Annotated in this window: 18 protein-coding genes and 1 tRNA gene; 13 read left to right on the forward strand and 6 right to left on the reverse strand. The window is 72.6% G+C overall.

The annotated features are described in order from the left end of the window. Window positions 1-13 precede the first annotated feature (13 nt). Entirely contained in the window at window positions 14-844 is an 831-nt protein-coding gene (locus ABD976_RS05375; RefSeq protein WP_345358020.1) for a metal-dependent hydrolase, read from the reverse strand. 178 nt (window positions 845-1022) lie between these two features. Here ABD976_RS05375 and ABD976_RS05380 point away from each other — a divergent pair, with 178 nt between their 5' ends. The 3 genes from ABD976_RS05380 to ABD976_RS05390 all read left to right on the forward strand — a co-directional run bounded on the left by ABD976_RS05380 (window position 1023) and on the right by ABD976_RS05390 (window position 2704). Further along, a complete protein-coding gene (locus ABD976_RS05380) occupies window positions 1023-2243 on the forward strand; it encodes an NADP-dependent isocitrate dehydrogenase (RefSeq protein ID WP_345358023.1) in 1221 nt (406 codons plus the stop codon). A 121-nt stretch (window positions 2244-2364) separates the two neighbouring features. Further along, entirely contained in the window at window positions 2365-2565 is a 201-nt protein-coding gene (locus ABD976_RS05385; protein ID WP_345358026.1) for a DUF4177 domain-containing protein, read from the forward strand. A 64-nt stretch (window positions 2566-2629) separates the two neighbouring features. Beyond that, window positions 2630-2704, forward strand: a tRNA-Val gene (locus ABD976_RS05390). 119 nt (window positions 2705-2823) lie between these two features. On the opposite strand, the gene ABD976_RS05395 is transcribed toward ABD976_RS05390, so the two are convergent. Continuing rightward, on the reverse strand, window positions 2824-3294 hold the full coding sequence (locus tag ABD976_RS05395) for a MarR family winged helix-turn-helix transcriptional regulator (RefSeq protein WP_345358029.1): 471 nt from the start codon (window positions 3292-3294) through the stop codon (window positions 2824-2826). Window positions 3295-3642: 348 nt separating this feature from the next. Here ABD976_RS05395 and ABD976_RS05400 point away from each other — a divergent pair, with 348 nt between their 5' ends. After that, complete coding sequence (locus ABD976_RS05400; protein WP_345358032.1) at window positions 3643-4278, forward strand: isochorismatase family protein; 636 nt, start codon at window positions 3643-3645, stop codon at window positions 4276-4278. 93 nt (window positions 4279-4371) lie between these two features. Here ABD976_RS05400 and ABD976_RS05405 read toward each other — a convergent pair whose 3' ends face one another. Then, window positions 4372-4893 carry a hypothetical protein gene (locus ABD976_RS05405; protein WP_345358035.1) on the reverse strand — a complete coding sequence of 174 codons (522 nt, stop codon included), beginning with the start codon at window positions 4891-4893 and terminating at the stop codon, window positions 4372-4374. 156 nt (window positions 4894-5049) lie between these two features. On the opposite strand from ABD976_RS05405, the gene ABD976_RS05410 reads away from it, so the two are divergent. Further along, window positions 5050-5235 carry a DUF1707 SHOCT-like domain-containing protein gene (locus ABD976_RS05410; protein ID WP_345358038.1) on the forward strand — a complete coding sequence of 62 codons (186 nt, stop codon included), beginning with the start codon at window positions 5050-5052 and terminating at the stop codon, window positions 5233-5235. 6 nt (window positions 5236-5241) lie between these two features. Here ABD976_RS05410 and ABD976_RS05415 read toward each other — a convergent pair whose 3' ends face one another. Next, window positions 5242-6075: a slipin family protein gene (locus ABD976_RS05415; RefSeq protein ID WP_345358041.1), complete on the reverse strand. Its 834-nt coding sequence runs from the start codon at window positions 6073-6075 to the stop codon at window positions 5242-5244. Between the two features lie 160 nt (window positions 6076-6235). On the opposite strand from ABD976_RS05415, the gene ABD976_RS05420 reads away from it, so the two are divergent. From ABD976_RS05420 to ABD976_RS05430, 3 genes are all read left to right on the forward strand, one after another. Beyond that, a complete protein-coding gene (locus ABD976_RS05420) occupies window positions 6236-6868 on the forward strand; it encodes a TetR/AcrR family transcriptional regulator (protein WP_345358044.1) in 633 nt (210 codons plus the stop codon). Continuing rightward, a complete protein-coding gene (locus ABD976_RS05425) occupies window positions 6865-7494 on the forward strand; it encodes a hypothetical protein (RefSeq protein ID WP_345358047.1) in 630 nt (209 codons plus the stop codon). The genes ABD976_RS05420 and ABD976_RS05425 overlap by 4 nt, the downstream gene beginning before the upstream one ends. Before the next feature lie 140 nt (window positions 7495-7634). Beyond that, window positions 7635-8303, forward strand: coding sequence for a helix-turn-helix transcriptional regulator (locus tag ABD976_RS05430; RefSeq protein WP_345358050.1), 669 nt, complete (start codon window positions 7635-7637; stop codon window positions 8301-8303). 52 nt (window positions 8304-8355) lie between these two features. On the opposite strand, the gene ABD976_RS05435 is transcribed toward ABD976_RS05430, so the two are convergent. After that, window positions 8356-11022 carry an AAA family ATPase gene (locus tag ABD976_RS05435; RefSeq protein ID WP_345358053.1) on the reverse strand — a complete coding sequence of 889 codons (2667 nt, stop codon included), beginning with the start codon at window positions 11020-11022 and terminating at the stop codon, window positions 8356-8358. A 175-nt stretch (window positions 11023-11197) separates the two neighbouring features. Here ABD976_RS05435 and ABD976_RS05440 point away from each other — a divergent pair, with 175 nt between their 5' ends. After that, the gene (locus tag ABD976_RS05440; protein ID WP_345358056.1) at window positions 11198-12544 is read left to right on the forward strand and encodes a helix-turn-helix transcriptional regulator; all 1347 of its coding nucleotides are present in this window, start codon (window positions 11198-11200) and stop codon (window positions 12542-12544) included. Beyond that, complete coding sequence (locus tag ABD976_RS05445) at window positions 12541-13278, forward strand: response regulator transcription factor (RefSeq protein ID WP_345358059.1); 738 nt, start codon at window positions 12541-12543, stop codon at window positions 13276-13278. The genes ABD976_RS05440 and ABD976_RS05445 overlap by 4 nt, the downstream gene beginning before the upstream one ends. A 17-nt stretch (window positions 13279-13295) precedes the next feature. Here the strand turns inward: ABD976_RS05445 and ABD976_RS05450 are convergent, their stop codons facing one another. Continuing rightward, window positions 13296-13703 carry a CAP domain-containing protein gene (locus tag ABD976_RS05450; RefSeq protein ID WP_345358062.1) on the reverse strand — a complete coding sequence of 136 codons (408 nt, stop codon included), beginning with the start codon at window positions 13701-13703 and terminating at the stop codon, window positions 13296-13298. Window positions 13704-13975: 272 nt separating this feature from the next. Here ABD976_RS05450 and ABD976_RS05455 point away from each other — a divergent pair, with 272 nt between their 5' ends. The 3 genes from ABD976_RS05455 to ABD976_RS05465 all read left to right on the forward strand — a co-directional run bounded on the left by ABD976_RS05455 (window position 13976) and on the right by ABD976_RS05465 (window position 15646). Beyond that, window positions 13976-14308, forward strand: a complete 333-nt coding sequence (locus tag ABD976_RS05455; protein ID WP_345358065.1) for a WXG100 family type VII secretion target — start codon at window positions 13976-13978, stop codon at window positions 14306-14308. A 53-nt stretch (window positions 14309-14361) separates the two neighbouring features. Further along, window positions 14362-14652: a WXG100 family type VII secretion target gene (locus tag ABD976_RS05460; protein WP_345358068.1), complete on the forward strand. Its 291-nt coding sequence runs from the start codon at window positions 14362-14364 to the stop codon at window positions 14650-14652. A gap of 211 nt (window positions 14653-14863) precedes the next feature. After that, window positions 14864-15646: a hypothetical protein gene (locus ABD976_RS05465; RefSeq protein WP_345358071.1), complete on the forward strand. Its 783-nt coding sequence runs from the start codon at window positions 14864-14866 to the stop codon at window positions 15644-15646. Window positions 15647-15733 lie beyond the last annotated feature (87 nt).

Here is a 15733-nt window from a genome sequence, read left to right on the forward strand (position 1 = left end):
GCGGCGCACGCTCTCAGGTGGCGGCGATCCAGCCCATCAGCTCGGGTGGCAGGTCGAGCTGCGCGAGCCACGGGGCGGCGCCCACCCGGAACAGCACGACGGCGCTGAGCAGCACCGCGACCACGGTCAGGCCGGGACCGATGAGGGCCATCTCGACCTTGCCGCCGGTCCGCATCCGCATCGGCTTCGGCGGGGCGACCGGGTACCAGGTCTTCCCGCCCAGGGGGATCGGCCACAGCATCGGGCAGCCCTGCTCGGTGATCGCGTCGCCGATGAAGTGCGCGACGCAGCCGACCATCACGGCGACCCCGAAGGCGGCGGCGTCGGTGGGCTGGTCGCCCGCCCACGCCCAGCAGGCGGCGGTGAGCCCGAGCGAGGTGGCGGTGATCAAGATGGCGTCCCGGCGCGGGCACCAGGTGTGCATGATGCCGCGCACCGCGAGCCCGGCGAAGACGAACATCAGCACGCCCAGCGCGGCGCCCTGGCTGGTCTGCACGATGGCGGTGGTGATCAGCCCGGCGAGCACGGCGAACACGACGGTGTGGGTGAAGCCGCGGTGGGTGCCCTCCCGGTTGCTGTCCCGCTTGGTGCGGGTGAGCCGGTAGGTGAACCCGCTGAACCCGCTGATGGCGGCGGAGGCGCCGCGCGAGACCGCGCCGAAGGTGCTGGCCACGGTCGACTTCGGGTGGTCGATGTCGGGCAGCAGCGCGGCACCGGCGGCGAGCGTCGCGCCGACGACCCAGGTCTTGGGGGACAATTGCCCGATCGCGTGCGTTCCCGCGAAGGCGGTGACCGCCGCCCACGCGGCGAGCCCGCTCATCGCATGCGTGGGTCCGGTCGCCACGGTCGCCTCCAAGATCGCTCGTCCGGGGGTCGAGCGTAGAAGAAGATCCTTCACCTCCGGGCCGGTACCGCCTCGGAGGTGAACGGGTGGCGACGAACACGCGGGCGAGCCACACAACGCGGCCGGTTAGCAGTACGCTTGTACCGCTTGCATTCTCGCGAGAGGAGCACCCCGCCACATGAGCAAGATCAAGGTCCAGGGCACCGTCGCCGAACTGGACGGCGACGAGATGACGCGGATCATCTGGTCCTTCATCAAGGACAAGCTGATCCACCCCTATCTGGACATCAACCTCGACTACTACGACCTCGGCATCGAGCACCGCGACGCCACCGATGACCAGGTCACCGTGGACGCGGCCAACGCCATCGCCAAGTACGGCGTGGGCGTGAAGTGCGCCACCATCACCCCGGACGAGGCCCGCGTGGACGAGTTCGGCCTGAAGCGGATGTACCGGAGCCCGAACGGGACGATCCGGAACATCCTCGGTGGCGTCATCTTCCGCGAGCCGATCGTCATCTCGAACATCCCGCGGTACGTGCCGACCTGGACCCAGCCGATCGTCATCGGCCGCCACGCGCACGGCGACCAGTACAAGGCCAGCGACTTCAAGGTCCCCGGCCCGGGCACCGTCACCGTCACCTACACCCCGGAGGACGGCAGCGAGCCGATGGAGCTCGAGGTCGCGAAGTTCCCGGAGCAGGGCGGCGTGGCGATGGCCATGTACAACTACCGCCGCTCCATCGAGGAGTTCGCGCGGGCGTCGTTCCGGTACGGCCTGGACCGCGGCTTCCCGGTGTACATGTCGACCAAGAACACGATCCTCAAGGCCTACGACGGCATGTTCAAGGACGTGTTCCAGGAGGTCTTCGACGCCGAGTTCAAGGCCGACTTCGAGGCCAAGGGCATCGACTACGAGCACCGGCTGATCGACGACATGGTCGCCAGCGCCCTGAAGTGGGAGGGCGGCTACGTCTGGGCCTGCAAGAACTACGACGGTGACGTGCAGTCCGACACCGTCGCGCAGGGCTTCGGCTCGCTCGGCCTGATGACCTCGGTGCTGATGACCGAGAACGGCACCGTCGAGGCCGAGGCCGCGCACGGCACCGTGACCCGGCACTTCCGGCAGCACCAGCAGGGCAAGCCCACCTCGACCAACCCGATCGCGTCGATCTTCGCCTGGACCCGCGGGCTGCAGCACCGCGGCCGGCTGGACTCGACCCCGGAGGTCGTCGGCTTCGCCGAGGCGCTGGAGAAGGTCGTCGTCGAGACCGTCGAGAGCGGCAAGATGACCAAGGACCTGGCGCTGCTGGTCGGCGGTGAGCAGGGGTACCAGACGACCGAGGAGTTCCTCGCGTCGCTGGACGAGAACCTGCAGAAGCGGATGGCCGATCGCTGATCCGCCAGCTCGTGCGAACGCCGCTTCCGCTGCTGCGGAGGCGGCGTTTCCGCATCCGGGGGAACCTCGGGTGCGCGCGGTTCGTTGACCGCGCGGCACGACCACCGACCGAGGAGCGCGGATGCCGTACCAGTACAAGGTCGTCGAACTCAGGGAGAAGTGGCTCGGCGGCAAGATGTCCGGCGACAAGCTGGAGAAGGTGCTCAACGACCACGCGGCCGAGGGCTGGCAGCTCAAGGCCATCACCGGCGCCGACGTCAAGGGCAAGCTCGGCCCGGGCGGCGTGGAGGGCCTGCTGGTCACCTTCGAACGCCAGGTCTGATCCCCGTGTCGGGCCGCGAACGGGCTTCGGATATAGTCGTCCCCGCACGCGGCACCGCCGCGACGCGCGATTAGCTCAGTGGGAGAGCGCTACCTTGACACGGTAGAGGTCACTGGTTCAATCCCAGTATCGCGCACCACTTCAGGAGCCCCAGCCGACGATCGTGGTCGGCTGGGGCTCCTGCTTTTCCGGGAGCGGTCGGCCGCGATGTGCGTGACGTCGGGCGGCTCGGCGAACGTCGGCACGGAGCGGCACCGACTACGACGCGTCCTCCGCCGGTTCCTCGTCGTGGTCCGGGTCGAGTCGCGTCCAGACCTCGGCGAGGTTGCGCAGGTGCTCGTCGTCGAGCCGGTCGAAGAAGAGCGTGCGCAGATCGCCGTGCTGCTGGCGCCAGGCCTTGCGCAGCAGCGCCCGCCCGTCGCGGGTGAGGACCGCGTGGAAGCCTCGGCCGTCGTTGGGGGACCGCTGCCGCTCGATCAGCCCTCGGCCTTCGAGCCGGTCGGCGAGCCGGGTGAAGCCGCCGCTGGACATCAGGCTCCGCTGGGAAAGGTCGGACATCCGCATCCCGGTGCGGCCGGCCTCGCCCAGGAGGGCCAGCACGCCGTACTCGGCCATGCTCACGTTCAGCGGAGCGATCCCGGCCTCGATCGCCCGCCAGATCCGGTCGTGGGTGACCAGGAATCCTTGCCACGCCGCGTATTCGAGCTCGCCGAGCTCGTCCTTCGCCATGAGCGGCATGGTATCGGCGGAGAGCTGCGGAGCCAACCTTGGTAACTGCTTGCGCACGCACCTACCCGGCTCCGGTCGGACCGGGCGCAGTGCACCCGTACGGCCCTGTTGTATTTAGCTGCACAGGCAGATACTTGAGCCGTTCGCGGCGGACGGCCGGGAAGGCGGGTCGGTCCCGGCGGACGTCCCGTGCGGGCACCACCCGATGCCCTTCGCCGACGTGATCTACGACCACGTCCCGCGTGGAAGCAGCAGGGGGTCCTGACCACGGCCGTCCGCGCGAACGCGGCCGAGCAGGTCCGCCACAGGCGTTCTGGCCGGATCGACACCCACGAGGAAGGCAGTCCGATGGCAACGACACCTCTCACCCGCGAGAACAGCGCGATCGTGCTGATCGACCACGAGGTCGGCTTCTCCAACCTGGTCAAGTCCCGCACCATCGAGGAGACGGTCAACAACACCGTCGCCCTCGCCAAGGTCGCCCAGGTCTTCGACCTGCCGCTCGTGGTCACCGCGGCGCGCGAGACCGACCCCGCCGGGCCGCTGTACCCGGAGCTCAAGAGGGTGTTGGGGGACCATCCCGTCATCCACCGGGCCCCGGTGTTCGACTCCTTCGACAACGACGAATTCGCCGCCGCCATCGAGGCGACCGGGCGCACGAAGCTGGTCATGGCGGGCATCCAGACCGACGTGTGCCTCGCCCTCACGGTCCTGACCGCGCTCAACCGCGGCTACGAGGTCTACGTCGTGGTCGACGCCTCGGGCGCCACCACCGAGGAAACCCACGACACCGCCGTCATGCGGCTGGTCCAAGCCGGCGCCGTCCCGGTGAACTGGCTCGCCGTCGCTTCGGAACTCCTGCGCGGCTGGGTCGACGAGCCGCTCGCACCCGCCATCGGCGAGATCATCTACGAGCACCTGCCCTCGTGGGGCCACCAGCACGTCCTCACGGCATCGGTGGCGGAGCACTCCTCAATCCAGTAGATCCGCCGGAAGTCGGGCCACCGCCACGCACGGGGCGGTGGCCCGACTTCCGTGGTACCCACCGCGAATCCCGTTGGTGCTCGCCACCCCGCATCACCGAGGCGCGTGCGGTCCAGCGACCGAACCGTAGCGGCTTTCCGCTTTCAGGATCTCGCCGGGAGTTGCGACGTCCACGCCCCACAGCTGGATGAGGTATCGCTCCACCGGTTCGTCCACCGCGAGGTCGACTGCGGAGTCGCGTCCGGTCGCATGGATTCGGCACCGGCAATCGCCGGACCCGATCGAGATGGTCGGGCGGAGCGCCGGATCCGGGTCGTCCATGAGGGCTCCGACGCGGAGCTTCCCGAGCGGCGCGGTGAACGGGACCTCGACCGCGTCTTCCCACGCGGAGAGGTCTGGTGGTGGGGGACCGTCGAGGTGTTCCACGACCAGGTGGGCGGGGCCGGTGTGGATCCCGGTCTGAACAGCGATCACGCCGAGCGCGGTTGCCGTGAGCCCGTTCTCCCGGAACGACAGGACAGCGCTGTCCTCGGGGTGCCCGTCCGCACCGAGGAGGAAGAACTGGTGATGGCTGACCGGCACCACTCCGGAGATCCGCTGCACCGCGCGAGGCACGCCGGGCAGGTTACCGGACCCGGCCACCGGCCCGAGGGCGCTGCTGTGGCCGGTGCGGGGTGAGCGGACCTACGCCTGGCGCCGGGGTGAGGTGCCGGGTCCGCTGTCGTAGCCTGGCGGGAGTTGCGCGGGAACTGCGATCGGTGGAGTGCGGTGGTGGACGAGGAAGTTCGCGCTTCGGACGCGGAGCGGGAGCAGGTGGTCGAGCGGCTCCAGCGGGCGTTGTCCCAGGGGCGCTTGGCGGTGGCCGAGTGCGATGAGCGCATCGCCGCGGCCTACGCGAGCACGACCCGGGGCGAGCTGGCGGAGCTGACGCGGGACCTCCCGGGCAACCTCTGGTAGCGCCGGTCAGGTCGGCCCGCTCCGGTCGATCTGGTCGCGGTCGTCGCGTCGCTGCGGCGATGCGGTGCCCGCCTCGGTGGTCTGACCGGTGGCGTGTTCGAAGAAGCGCAGCAGCTCCACCGGGAACGGCATCACCAGGGTGCTGTTCTTCTCGGCCGCCACGTCGACGACCGTCTGGAGCAGGCGCAGCTGCAACGAGCCCGGCGCGGCTTCCATCGCGTCGGCGGCCTCGGCCAGCTTCTGCGAGGCCTGCAGCTCGCCGTCGGCGTTGATCACCCGCGCCCGCCGGTCGCGCTCGGCCTCGGCCTGCCGCGACATCGAGCGTTGCATCCCCTCGGGCAGCGACACCTCCTTGGTCTCGACCCGGTCGATGCTGATGCCCCACTCGTCGGTCGGGGTTTCGATGACGCCGCGCAGCTCGCCGTTGACCTGGTCCCGGTCGGTCAGCAGCGTGTCCAGGTCGACCCGGCCGATCACCGAGCGCAGGGACGTCTGCGCGACCTGGGACGTGGCGTGCAGGTAGTCCGACACGTTGATCACGGCCTTCACCGGGTCCGCCACGCGGAAGTACACCACCGCGTCCACCCCGATCGAGACGTTGTCCCGGGTGATGGCGCCCTGCGCGGGGACGTCGAGCACGAGGGTCTGGACCGGCACCTTCTCCATCCGGTCCACGAACGGCACGATCACCCGCAGCCCCGGCTGGCGCACCGGGGAGAGCAACCGGCCGAAGCGCAGCACCACACCGCGCTGGTACTGCTGCACGGCGCGCAATCCCGTGCCCACGATCAAGAGCACGAGCAGGACGATGATGACGATCGCCGTCCACACCACGGTCATCGGCGCACACCTCCTTCGGCTGGCGCAACCTCCCCGCATCGTCCGCCCGAGCGCCGGAATGCGCCTCGTGGCGTGGGTACCCGAGGGCTCCCCGCGACCCACCTGTCCCACGGGTCCGATTTCCCACCCAAACTATTACACCTGTGCTAGTTTGGGCGGTGTGGTGCGAACGATCGATTCCGAGGCCAGGCGCCGGGTGCTGGCCGATGCCGTCTGGCGCCTCATCCGGCAGGGCGGGCTGGAGGCGGCCTCGGTGCGCGCGGTCGCCGCCGAGACCGGCCTGTCGGCCGGCTCGGTGCGGCACTTCTTCGCCACGCAGGACGAGCTGCACGTGTTCGCCATGGAGGAGCTGCTGCGCCGGATGACCGCGCGGGTCGAGGACACCCTGAGCGCCGACGCGGCGGCGGGCCCGGCGAGCCCGGCGCGCGCCCGCGCCCGCGTGCGGGCGGCGCTGCTCGACCTGCTGCCCACGACCGCCGAGAGCGCGGCGGACTTCCACGCGCACCTCCAGTTCATCGTCAAGGCCGTCATCCACCGGCCGCTGGAGCCCACCGCGCGCCGGGTCCACGAGGAGTTGCAGCGGTTCTACGAGCGGTGCCTCGACTACCTGGTGCTGACCGGAGCCGCCCGGGCCGACCTCGACCCGACGGCCGCGGCCGGGGAACTGGCCGTGGTCATGGACGGCTTGGTGCTGCGCCGGCTGACCGCACCGGAGCTGCTGGGCGTCGAGCGGATGTTCGACGTCCTCGACGGGCACCTGCGCGGCCTCGCACCCGCTCAGGAGGCGTCGTGATCGTCGCGATCCTCGCCGCGGAAGCCGCGTTCTGGGTGTTCCTGCTCGGCGGGCTGGTCCTGCGGTACCTCGCCGGGGCCCGGCGTGCGAGCTCCGCCGTGCTGGCCGCGGTCCCGCTCGCGGACCTCGCGCTGGTCGCCCTGGTGGGCGTCGACGTCGCGCGCGGGGCGGAGCCGACCCGCGCGCACGCGTTCGCGGTGGTGTACCTGGGCGTCACGGTCGCCTTCGGGCGCCCGCTCGTCCGCGGGGTGGACGCGTGGTTCCGGCACCGCTTCGCCGGCGGCCCGCGGCCGTCCAAGCCCGCCAAGGGCTCGACCGCCGAGGTCCGGGCGCTCTGGCACGAGTGGTTCCGCTTGGTGGCCGCCGCCCTCATCGCGGCCGCCTGCCTGCTGGTGATGATCGCGCTGGAGGGCCGGCCCCTGCCGCCCACCGTCGAGGCCGCCGCCACGCACCCGTGCTGGGCCGTGCTCCTGCTGCTGGCGCTCGTCACCGCGGTGTGGTTCCTCGCCGGTCCCGCGTTCGCCGGGCGGGGTGATCCCGACCTCGACGAGCCCCGCGACGAGCGGAGCACCTCCCGGGGGCGGGCTGCCGCGTCCGCTGATCCGCCGGTCGGTCCCGGTCGCTGATCAGCCGAGGGATACCCCGGGGGCCTTCGTCGGATTCGTTCCACTCCCGCCCGGTCGCCGCAGACTCGTGGGGCAAGCACGCGACTCCGCGGGCGGGCGGTCGGGCCGCCACCGCGGCCGACGGCGTTCGGAGGAAGCGGATGGCAGCGAAGGTCGAGCCGGGGACGACTCCGCCCGAGCAGCGGACCGACCGGGTGCGCGTGTCGGTGTGGGCGGCCGATCCCATCACCCTCGTCGGCGTGACCGAGACGCTGGTGGGCAGCCTCGACGTGTTCGTCACCCCCGATGAGCAGCCGTCCGGTGTGGACGTCCTGGTGTTCGCGACCGACCGGGTCACGCCCGCCGTGGTGGCCAGCATGCGGCGCGCGGCCGCCGCGACCACCGCCCCTGCCGTCCTGGTCACGCGGGAACTCGACCACGAGCACCTGATGAGCGTGGTCGAGTGCCGGGTGGTCGCGGTGCTCCACCGGGGCGCGGCGACCGAGGAGCGGTTGGTCGGCGCGGTCCGCTCGGCGGCCTCCGGTGGGGCCACCCTGCCGCCGAACCTGCTCGGGGCGTTGCTGCGGCAGGTGCAGGCCCTCCAGCAGGAGGTGCTCGCCCCGCGCGGCCTCAACCCGGCCGGGCTCAGCACGCGCGAGATCGACGTGGTCCGGCTGATGGCCGAGGGGTGGGACACCGAGGAGATCGCGAGCCGGCTCTGCTACTCGGAACGCACCGTGAAGAACATCATCCACACCATGACCAACCGCCTGGAGGTGCGCAACCGCCCCCAGCTGGTCGCCTACGCGGTGCGCGCCGGGCTCGTCTGAAGCCGTGCGACCCGGTGCGGTATCCGCGAGGCGCCCGATGCTCGCCCGGACCTCAGCAGCGGGTGGTCGCCCGGGGCGCGATCTCGTGGCTGAGGGTGGCGGTGGTCAGCTCCGCGCGGGAGCGGTAGCCGGTGCGGTGGAAGAAGCGGGTCAGCCTCGCCTCCACGCCCTTCTCGCTGCTTCCCACCACGGTGGCGACCTGGGAGTTGGTGAGCCCGTTGGCGATGAGCACGGCGAGCAGCCGCTCGTTCTCGGCCACGGTGGCGCCCCGCCCGGGCACGGTCACCTCCCGCTCCCGCATCAGCAGCCGCAGCCGGGCCCGGGGGATGAGGGCATCGAGCTCGCCGTACAGGCCGTAGGCCTCCAGGAGCAGCTTCGGCTCGCCCAGCCCGCTCCAGGCGACGGTGACCAGGGCCTGCGCCAGCTCCCAGGGGTGGTCCGCGCGCCTGCTGAGCTCGACCAGCTCGTGCGCCGCCGCCCGGTCGCGATGCATCCCGACGTGGGCGAGCAGCTGGTGGCGGCGGGGCTCGGCGGAGTGCTCGACGAGCCGGTCGATCCGGTCCACGCAGCGCCGCGCGGCCTCCGGCGCCCCGGCGGTGCGGTCCGCTTCGGCCAACCACAGCCACAGCTCGGCGGTGCCGGTCACGACGCCGCGCTCGTCGGCCGCGGCGATGCCCTCCTCGATGAGCTGCCGCGCCCGGCGGTGCGCGCCCATCGCGCGCTCCAGCTCCGCCTCGGGCAGGGCCAGCAGGTGCGGCAGCACCAGGTGCCGCGAACGCGCCTCGGCCAGGACGGCCCGGGCCCGGTTGAGCTGCCCGCGCGCGACGAGGATCACCGCCATCTCGCGGACGGCGGCGGTCCGGCCGGGCGCGCTGCCGTGCACGGTGGCGGTGGCGAGGCCGCGCCGGGCGTGGTCGAGCGCGCGGTCCCACCGCCCGGTGCCCGCGGCGCCGATGGTGGCCGCGGCGGCGGTCTTGGGCCGGGAGTCGTCCTGGCCGGGCGAGAGCGCGCGGAGCAGCACGCGGCGCACGTCGGCGGCGGTGCCGCCGGTCGGCTCCGGGTCGCCCGCGGGTTCCTCGATGCCCAGCGGCGCGCCGGCCAGCCGGAGCACGAGCCGGCCGAACGGGTCCGCGGGGCGGGCGGCGGTGAGCTCGGCGTGCGCCTCCGGCCACCGGTCGAGCAGGCACAGCGCGACCGCGCGGGCCACCGGGTTCGGCTCGGGCGCCGCGAGGAACTCGCGCAGCGCGTCGGGACCGGAGCTCGCCAGCGCCACCACGTGCACGAGCAGCGACTCCTGCCGGATCTCGGGCGGAAGCCGGTCCAGGTGGTCGCGCAGCACCAGCCCGGTGCTGCCGGCGGCGGAGGTGAAGCGCTGGAGCAGCGCGCAGGTGGTGGCGTGCCGGTGCAGCGCGGCGGCCCGCCGGTCGGGGTCGGTGGTCAGCTCGGCTGCCGTCCGCAGCCACCGATCGGCGAGGTCGGGGCGCCGGGTGGCGACCTCGGTGCCGCGCGCCAGCAGCTCGGCCGCCGCGCGGTCGCGGTCCACCAGGCCGCCCGCGTCGGCCAGCCGTTCCCCGAGCTGGTCGCCGTCCGGGTAGGACGCGGCGCCGGACCACACCGCGCGCACGGCGAGCTGCGCGGTGCGGGACCGCTCGTACGGGCCCAGGCAGGCGGTGAGCAGGGTCGCCAGCATCGGCACCCGGAAGCGGTTCGACCCGGGCAGCAGCACGCCGCTCGCCCGCAGCTCCGCCAGCGCCTCGCGCACCCGGGCCGGGGCGAGGTCCGCGGACTCGGCGATCAACCCGACGACGTCGCCGCGCAGCGGACCCAGCAGCGCCAGGGCCTTGACCACCGACCAGCTCGGCGAGTCCGGACCGCCGAACGCCGCGAACAGCGGATGGGTCAGCGGCATCCGGGGCATCCGCTGCTCGACGAGGTGGGCGTGGTGGTCGACGATGCGCAGGCAACCGGTCCGCGCGTACCCGTCGACGGCGGCGCGCACCACGGCGGGCAGCCCCCGGCTGCGGTCGCGCAGCGCGGCGGCCAGCCCCGGTGCGGGGACCGCCCGCAGCAGGTCGGTGACCATCCGCTCGACGTCGCCCGCGCCCAGCGGGCGCAGCCGCTCCTCGTGCACCAGCCCGCGCGCCCGCAGGGCAGCGGCGGCGGGGCGGTGCCCGTCGACCGGTGTCCGGAAGGCGCCGACGAAGGTGACCCGGGACCCGGCCAGCGCCCGGACCGGACCGGCCAGCGCGGCGAGCACGTCCGGCGCGATGCGGTGCGCGTCGTCCAGCAGGACCACCACCGGGTCGCGACGCGCGGCGAGCGCGGTGAGCAGCCGGTGCAGCGCGGGCCCGGCGGGTTCGCGGACGGCGGGCAGGCCGAGCTCGTCGCTGATCCAGGAGACCAGGTGGCCGACGTCGTGCTCCGCCCGGACCAGCGGGACGTCCACGGTGGTCACCTGCCGCTCGGCGAGCCGGGCGCGCACCCGCGACAGCACGAGGCTGCGGCCGATGCCGGCGGGACCGGTGATCGCGACGACCGGGGTGGTCGAGTCGCAGGCGTCGAGCACCCGGGTGATGACCTCCGCGCGTCCACGCGGGTGCGGTGCGACCCCGCGTTCGGGGAACTGCGCGGGCGATGGCGGGCGGGGGACGGGGTGCTTCGAGCTGATCACGAACGCGAGTATTCCCGTCCGCCGCGGCGCCTTCAGCGGCTGTGACATGAGGAATTCCTTACGCAATTCTGAACCGCTGACCTGCGGGTTCGGAATTGTTGCGCAGTTCTTAAATGGTTCGGACGGGCCGCTTTCCGCACGCGACCGCCCGGCCGTCCCGGCGCTACCGTGCCTTCCGGCGGACGAGGACCGGAGGCACCGCGCGGTGCCGGGGGAGGGGAGCATGGGACGCGAACAGGTGGCGGTCGAAGGCCGGGACGGGGTGCTGGCGGCGCTGCGCGACGCCCCGCGCGCCGGTGCCGGACGCGGTCGGCTGGTCGTCCTGCGCGGTCCCGCCGGAATCGGCAAGACGCGGCTGATGGAGGCCGTGGCCAGGCGCTGGCGCGGTGACGGCACGCGGGTGATCGACGTGCGGCTCGGCGGTTCCGCCGCGGGCCGGTCCGGGTTCGGCGCCGTCCTCGACGCGCTGCGCCGCGACTTCACCCTGCTCGGCGAGCCCGCCCTGGTCGACCGCATCGGCGCGCTGAGCAGGGTGTGCGCGCGCGAAGGCGGCCCCGGCTGGTCGTCGGCCGTCGTGGCCGGGTGCAGCGAGGTGTTCGACCGGATCGGTGCGCTCGGGCCGACCGCCGTGCTCGTCGACGACGCGACGGCCGTCGCCGATCCGCTCCTGCCGCTGCTGGCCGCCCGTCGCCCCGGCTGCCTGGTGCTGACCTCGGTCCGGGAGGAGGCCGCCCCGACGGCGGCCGGGACCGAGCTGTTCGCCCTGGCCGACGACGTGCTCGACCTGGAACCGCTGACCGGCGAGGACATCGCCGCGGTGACCGGGGACGAGCTGGACGGCGGCGTCCACCGCGCGCTGCGCGCGGCCCTGGGCCCGCTCTACGGCAACCCGGGCGCGGTGCTGGCGACGGTGGCCCGGCTGCGGGAGCGCGGTCGGCTGATCGGCGCGGGGGACCGGCTGGTGCTGGCCGACCCGGCCGAGGCCATCGCGTTGCCCGGCGAGCACCACCTGCCGCGCCGGGTCCGCGAGCTCGGCGACCTCGGCGCGCGGATGCTCGCGACCACCGCCGCCCTCGGCGGGCTCGGCGTCGAAGAGCTGCCGCTGGTGGCCGAGGCGCTCGGGGAGGACCTCTTCGCCTGCGGTCGCACCGTGGACCGGCTCGTCGAGCTCGGCGCGCTGACCGGGGAGACCTGGGACCGCGTGGTGTGCCTGTGCCCGGCGCTGGCCGCCTGGGCCGCGGCCGAGGACCCCGCCGCGGTGCGCCGGTTGCGCGCCGAGCGGGTGACCGGTGCCCGGGCGTTCGCCCCCGGAACCGCGCGCCCGGTGGCCCGCGACGACGCGGCGTCGGCCCCGGCCCTGACGCGCACCGAGTCCCGGATCGTCGAGCTGGTCAGCGACGGGCTGACCAACCGGCGGATCGGCTCGGAGCTCAACCTGAGCGAGAAGACCGTGGAGGGCTACCTGACCAGGCTGTTCGCCCGGACCGGCTGCCGGTCGCGGGTGGAGCTGGTGGCGGCGAACCTGCGCGGGAGCCTCGACCCCGGTGCCGCCCACGGGCTCGCCGCGTGACCACGGCAGTGCCCGCGCCGCACCACCCCGGATCGCCGGACCCCGGACCGCAGGACCGCGAATCGCAAGACCTCGGCCCAGCTCCCGCGCAGCGCCTCGTGCTGGTCGTGCAGGACGAACCGACCGTGGCCGAGGTGATCAGCGCTTACCTGAGGGCGGCCGGGTACCTGGTGGTCGTCGCCGCCGACGGTGCCACCGGGCTGGAGCTGGTCCGCAGGCTCAAGCCGGACCTGGTGGTGCTCGACACCGCGCTCCCCGGGCTCGTCCTCGACCGCTTCCACGCCGAGCTCTGCGCGGATGCCGGTCCGCTGCTGCTCACCCTGACCGGCCCGGCCCCGGGCGACGCGCCCCGGCGGTTCAGCCCGCGCGAGCTGGTGGTGCGGGTGCGGCGGGCGCTGCTGGACGACGGCGTCGCGGCCGAACCCGGCAATCCCGTGCTGGTCGACGGTGATCTGGTGGCCAACCGGGACACCCGGCTGGTCAGCAAGTGCGGCCGGGAGCTGGTGCTCACCGACCGGGAGTTCGAGCTGCTGTGCTTCCTGATGCAGCACCCGGGCCGCACCTGGCGCCGGGACGAACTCGCGCGCGGCGCGTGGGAGCGGGAGGACACCGCCGCCGTGCTGAGCACCGTGCGCGCCCTCCGGGAACGGATCGAGCGGGACCCGGCCCGGCCGAGCAGGTTGGTGACGGTGTGGGGCGTGGGCTACCGCTTCGACCCGGACGGCCGGGCATGACCGGAGGACCGAGGTCCTCAATACCCGAAGTTCTGGGTCCACCAGGGCAACCCGCGATCGACGTGCAGGCCGACGCCGATCTTCTGGAACTCGCCGTTGAGGATGTTGGCGCGGTGCGGGATGCTCTGCATCCAGGCGCGCACCACGCTCGCCGGGCTTTCCTGCCCGACGGCGATGTTCTCGCCACCGGGGTCCGCGAAACCCTCGGCCAGCATCCGCTCGAACGGGTCCGGTCCGCGGAGTCCCTGGTGCTGGAAGAAGTTCCGCCGCGCCATGTCGACGCTGTGCCGCCGGGCCGCCCGGCGCAGCCGTTCGTCGACGTCGAGGCGGCCGAGCCCGCGCCGGGTGCGCTCGACGTTGACGAGCGAGACGACTTTGTCTTCGGTCCGGGACCGCACCGAGTCCCGGTTCGCGCCGAGCGCCATCGGACGCCCACTCCTTCCATTGTGAACGGCGGGCATTGTGAACGGCGGGTTTCACTTATATCCCGGATGTGCTGCCGCGCCGCCGCCGACGGGTGCGGAAGTGTCCGTTCGGGCAGCGCTGCCCGGCGATCGGGCACGGCTGCCACCGCGCGGGTGCGGGTGGCGAGATCGCGCGACGAGACTGGCGGGTGCCCGCGCACGCGCGCCGGTGCGCCGGTGACCCGGTGCGCCGATGACCCGGTGCGCGGCGAGCAGATTGGGAGGGATTCCAGATGACAGGGCAGCAGCCAGTCCAGACAGCCAGCGCGGGAATGCAGCAGGCCGCGCAGCGCTTCGACAGCACCGCGGCCGAGTTCAGCCGGGACCTGCAGAACATCAATTCCACGATCTCGACCCTGCGGTCGACGTGGACCGGCGACGCCAGCATGCAGTTCAACCGGGCGATGGACCGCTGGGGCGCGGCCTTCAGCACCATCATCACGTCGTTGAACACGCTGAGCACGAACATGGTGGGCAACCAGCGGAACTACGTCTCCACCGAGGGCGACGCGACCGGTGTCGCGAGTTCCGCCGGGAACGCGATTCCGCCGCTGCCCGGCGTGTGAGCGGTGTGAGCGGTCCCCTTCCCCACCGACGTACGGATTGACGAGGAGTGCACATGTCCGACTACGGGGTCAATTTCAGCGCCGCCATGACGGCCAGCGCGGACCTGAACTCGGTCAACAGCAAGGTGCGCGCGACGATCGACAGCCTGATCGCGGACGTCGACAAGAGCACCGCCGACTGGACCGGTGACGCGAAGATGCAGTACAGCGACGCCAAGGTGCTGTGGAACCAGCAGGCCGCGGAGATGAACCGCGCCCTGGGGACCGCGCAGCAGGCCCTCAACCAGATCATCGAGCTCTACCAGCAGACCGAGAAGACCAACGGAGCGGTCTGGCGGGCCTGAGGCCGGAGCCCGTCCTCGGTGATGACCGGCCGTCGGGGCGGCGCCCCGAGCCCTCCCGGCGGCCCTCGCCGCGGCCCGGACCAGACCCCGCGTCGAGCGGTTTCGGACAGTGCGATGCGGTTCGGCCGTCGGGGAGTGACCCCGGCTTTCCCGACCGCTCCCACCGCGGCCGTCGGGGCCGCTTCCGCGAAACGAGCGTGTGGAGGATGTCATGAGCGACAAGACGGGGATCGACTACTGGCTCGAAAGCGACATGTGGGAGGACACCCAGTACGCCGATTGGAACAAGATCGACTCCTTCGTCGAAGAAGGACTCCTGACGGAGGAGGAGCGGGACCTCATCCAAGCGCGGGGCAGCGCTGCCGCCGCGGGGCATGCCGACAGTCCGGATGAGACGGACGACAGCTGGTCGAAGTACCTCGACCTCAAGGAAGAGTACAAGGACGACCCGAGGTTCGGGGACAACGGTACCGCCGAGGACCTGCCGAAGCCGGAGGGCGAGGGCGAAGGCCCGAACGAGGACACCGATTACGTCGACCAGTCCGGTCTGGACTACCCCGGGGAGAAGCCACCGCAGGTGGGGGACGGCCCGAAGCCGCCGAACTACGGCGGTGAGGAGGGCGACGGCCAGCAGGTCGTGGTGAGCACCGAGGCGATCCGGCGCTTCATCGCCACCGTGGGGGAACTGCGCGGGATGCTGGACCCGGCCAAGGGCTACGTCGGCGACATCGACGTCAAGCCGGGCGCTTTCGGCGCGGCGTACGCCTTGCGGGACCGGGTCATGGGGCAGGGCAAGGATTCGGTCGGGCTCCAGCCGACCATCCTGAGCTTCCTGGAGGACATCACGGTCGGGATGGACCACCTGGAGGACGACCTCGCCAAGGTGCTCAAGAACTACGAGGACGCCGAGGAGCTCAACAAGGCCAATGCGGCCGATGTCGAAGGTCTCATGGTGAATTCCACCGCCCGGCTCGGCGGTTCGCCGGGCGCCTGAGCTCGGCGGTGGAGGCGCTCGCGAGGTGCGCAGGCGGACCGGCGCCCGTGCACCGAGCGGCGCCGTGGCGCGGCCGCTCGCCTGCCG

Origin of the sequence: Saccharopolyspora cebuensis, assembly GCF_039542665.1 — a bacterium.
GTDB lineage: Bacteria > Actinomycetota > Actinomycetes > Mycobacteriales > Pseudonocardiaceae > Saccharopolyspora > Saccharopolyspora cebuensis.

Bases quoted from the DNA above. Each gene is read 5' to 3' on its own strand.
- ABD976_RS05395 (WP_345358029.1), bottom strand. From the start codon at position 3,294: ATGGCGAAGGACGAGCTCGGCGAGCTCGAATACGCGGCGTGGCAAGGA.
- ABD976_RS05415 (WP_345358041.1), bottom strand. From the start codon at position 6,075: ATGACCGTGGTGTGGACGGCGATCGTCATCATCGTCCTGCTCGTGCTC.
- ABD976_RS05465 (WP_345358071.1), top strand. From the start codon at position 14,864: ATGAGCGACAAGACGGGGATCGACTACTGGCTCGAAAGCGACATGTGG.
- ABD976_RS05460 (WP_345358068.1), top strand. From the start codon at position 14,362: ATGTCCGACTACGGGGTCAATTTCAGCGCCGCCATGACGGCCAGCGCG.
- ABD976_RS05450 (WP_345358062.1), bottom strand. From the start codon at position 13,703: ATGGCGCTCGGCGCGAACCGGGACTCGGTGCGGTCCCGGACCGAAGAC.
- ABD976_RS05455 (WP_345358065.1), top strand. From the start codon at position 13,976: ATGACAGGGCAGCAGCCAGTCCAGACAGCCAGCGCGGGAATGCAGCAG.
- ABD976_RS05385 (WP_345358026.1), top strand. From the start codon at position 2,365: ATGCCGTACCAGTACAAGGTCGTCGAACTCAGGGAGAAGTGGCTCGGC.
- ABD976_RS05440 (WP_345358056.1), top strand. From the start codon at position 11,198: ATGGGACGCGAACAGGTGGCGGTCGAAGGCCGGGACGGGGTGCTGGCG.
- ABD976_RS05430 (WP_345358050.1), top strand. From the start codon at position 7,635: ATGGCAGCGAAGGTCGAGCCGGGGACGACTCCGCCCGAGCAGCGGACC.
- ABD976_RS05380 (WP_345358023.1), top strand. From the start codon at position 1,023: ATGAGCAAGATCAAGGTCCAGGGCACCGTCGCCGAACTGGACGGCGAC.
- ABD976_RS05400 (WP_345358032.1), top strand. From the start codon at position 3,643: ATGGCAACGACACCTCTCACCCGCGAGAACAGCGCGATCGTGCTGATC.
- ABD976_RS05435 (WP_345358053.1), bottom strand. From the start codon at position 11,022: ATGTCACAGCCGCTGAAGGCGCCGCGGCGGACGGGAATACTCGCGTTC.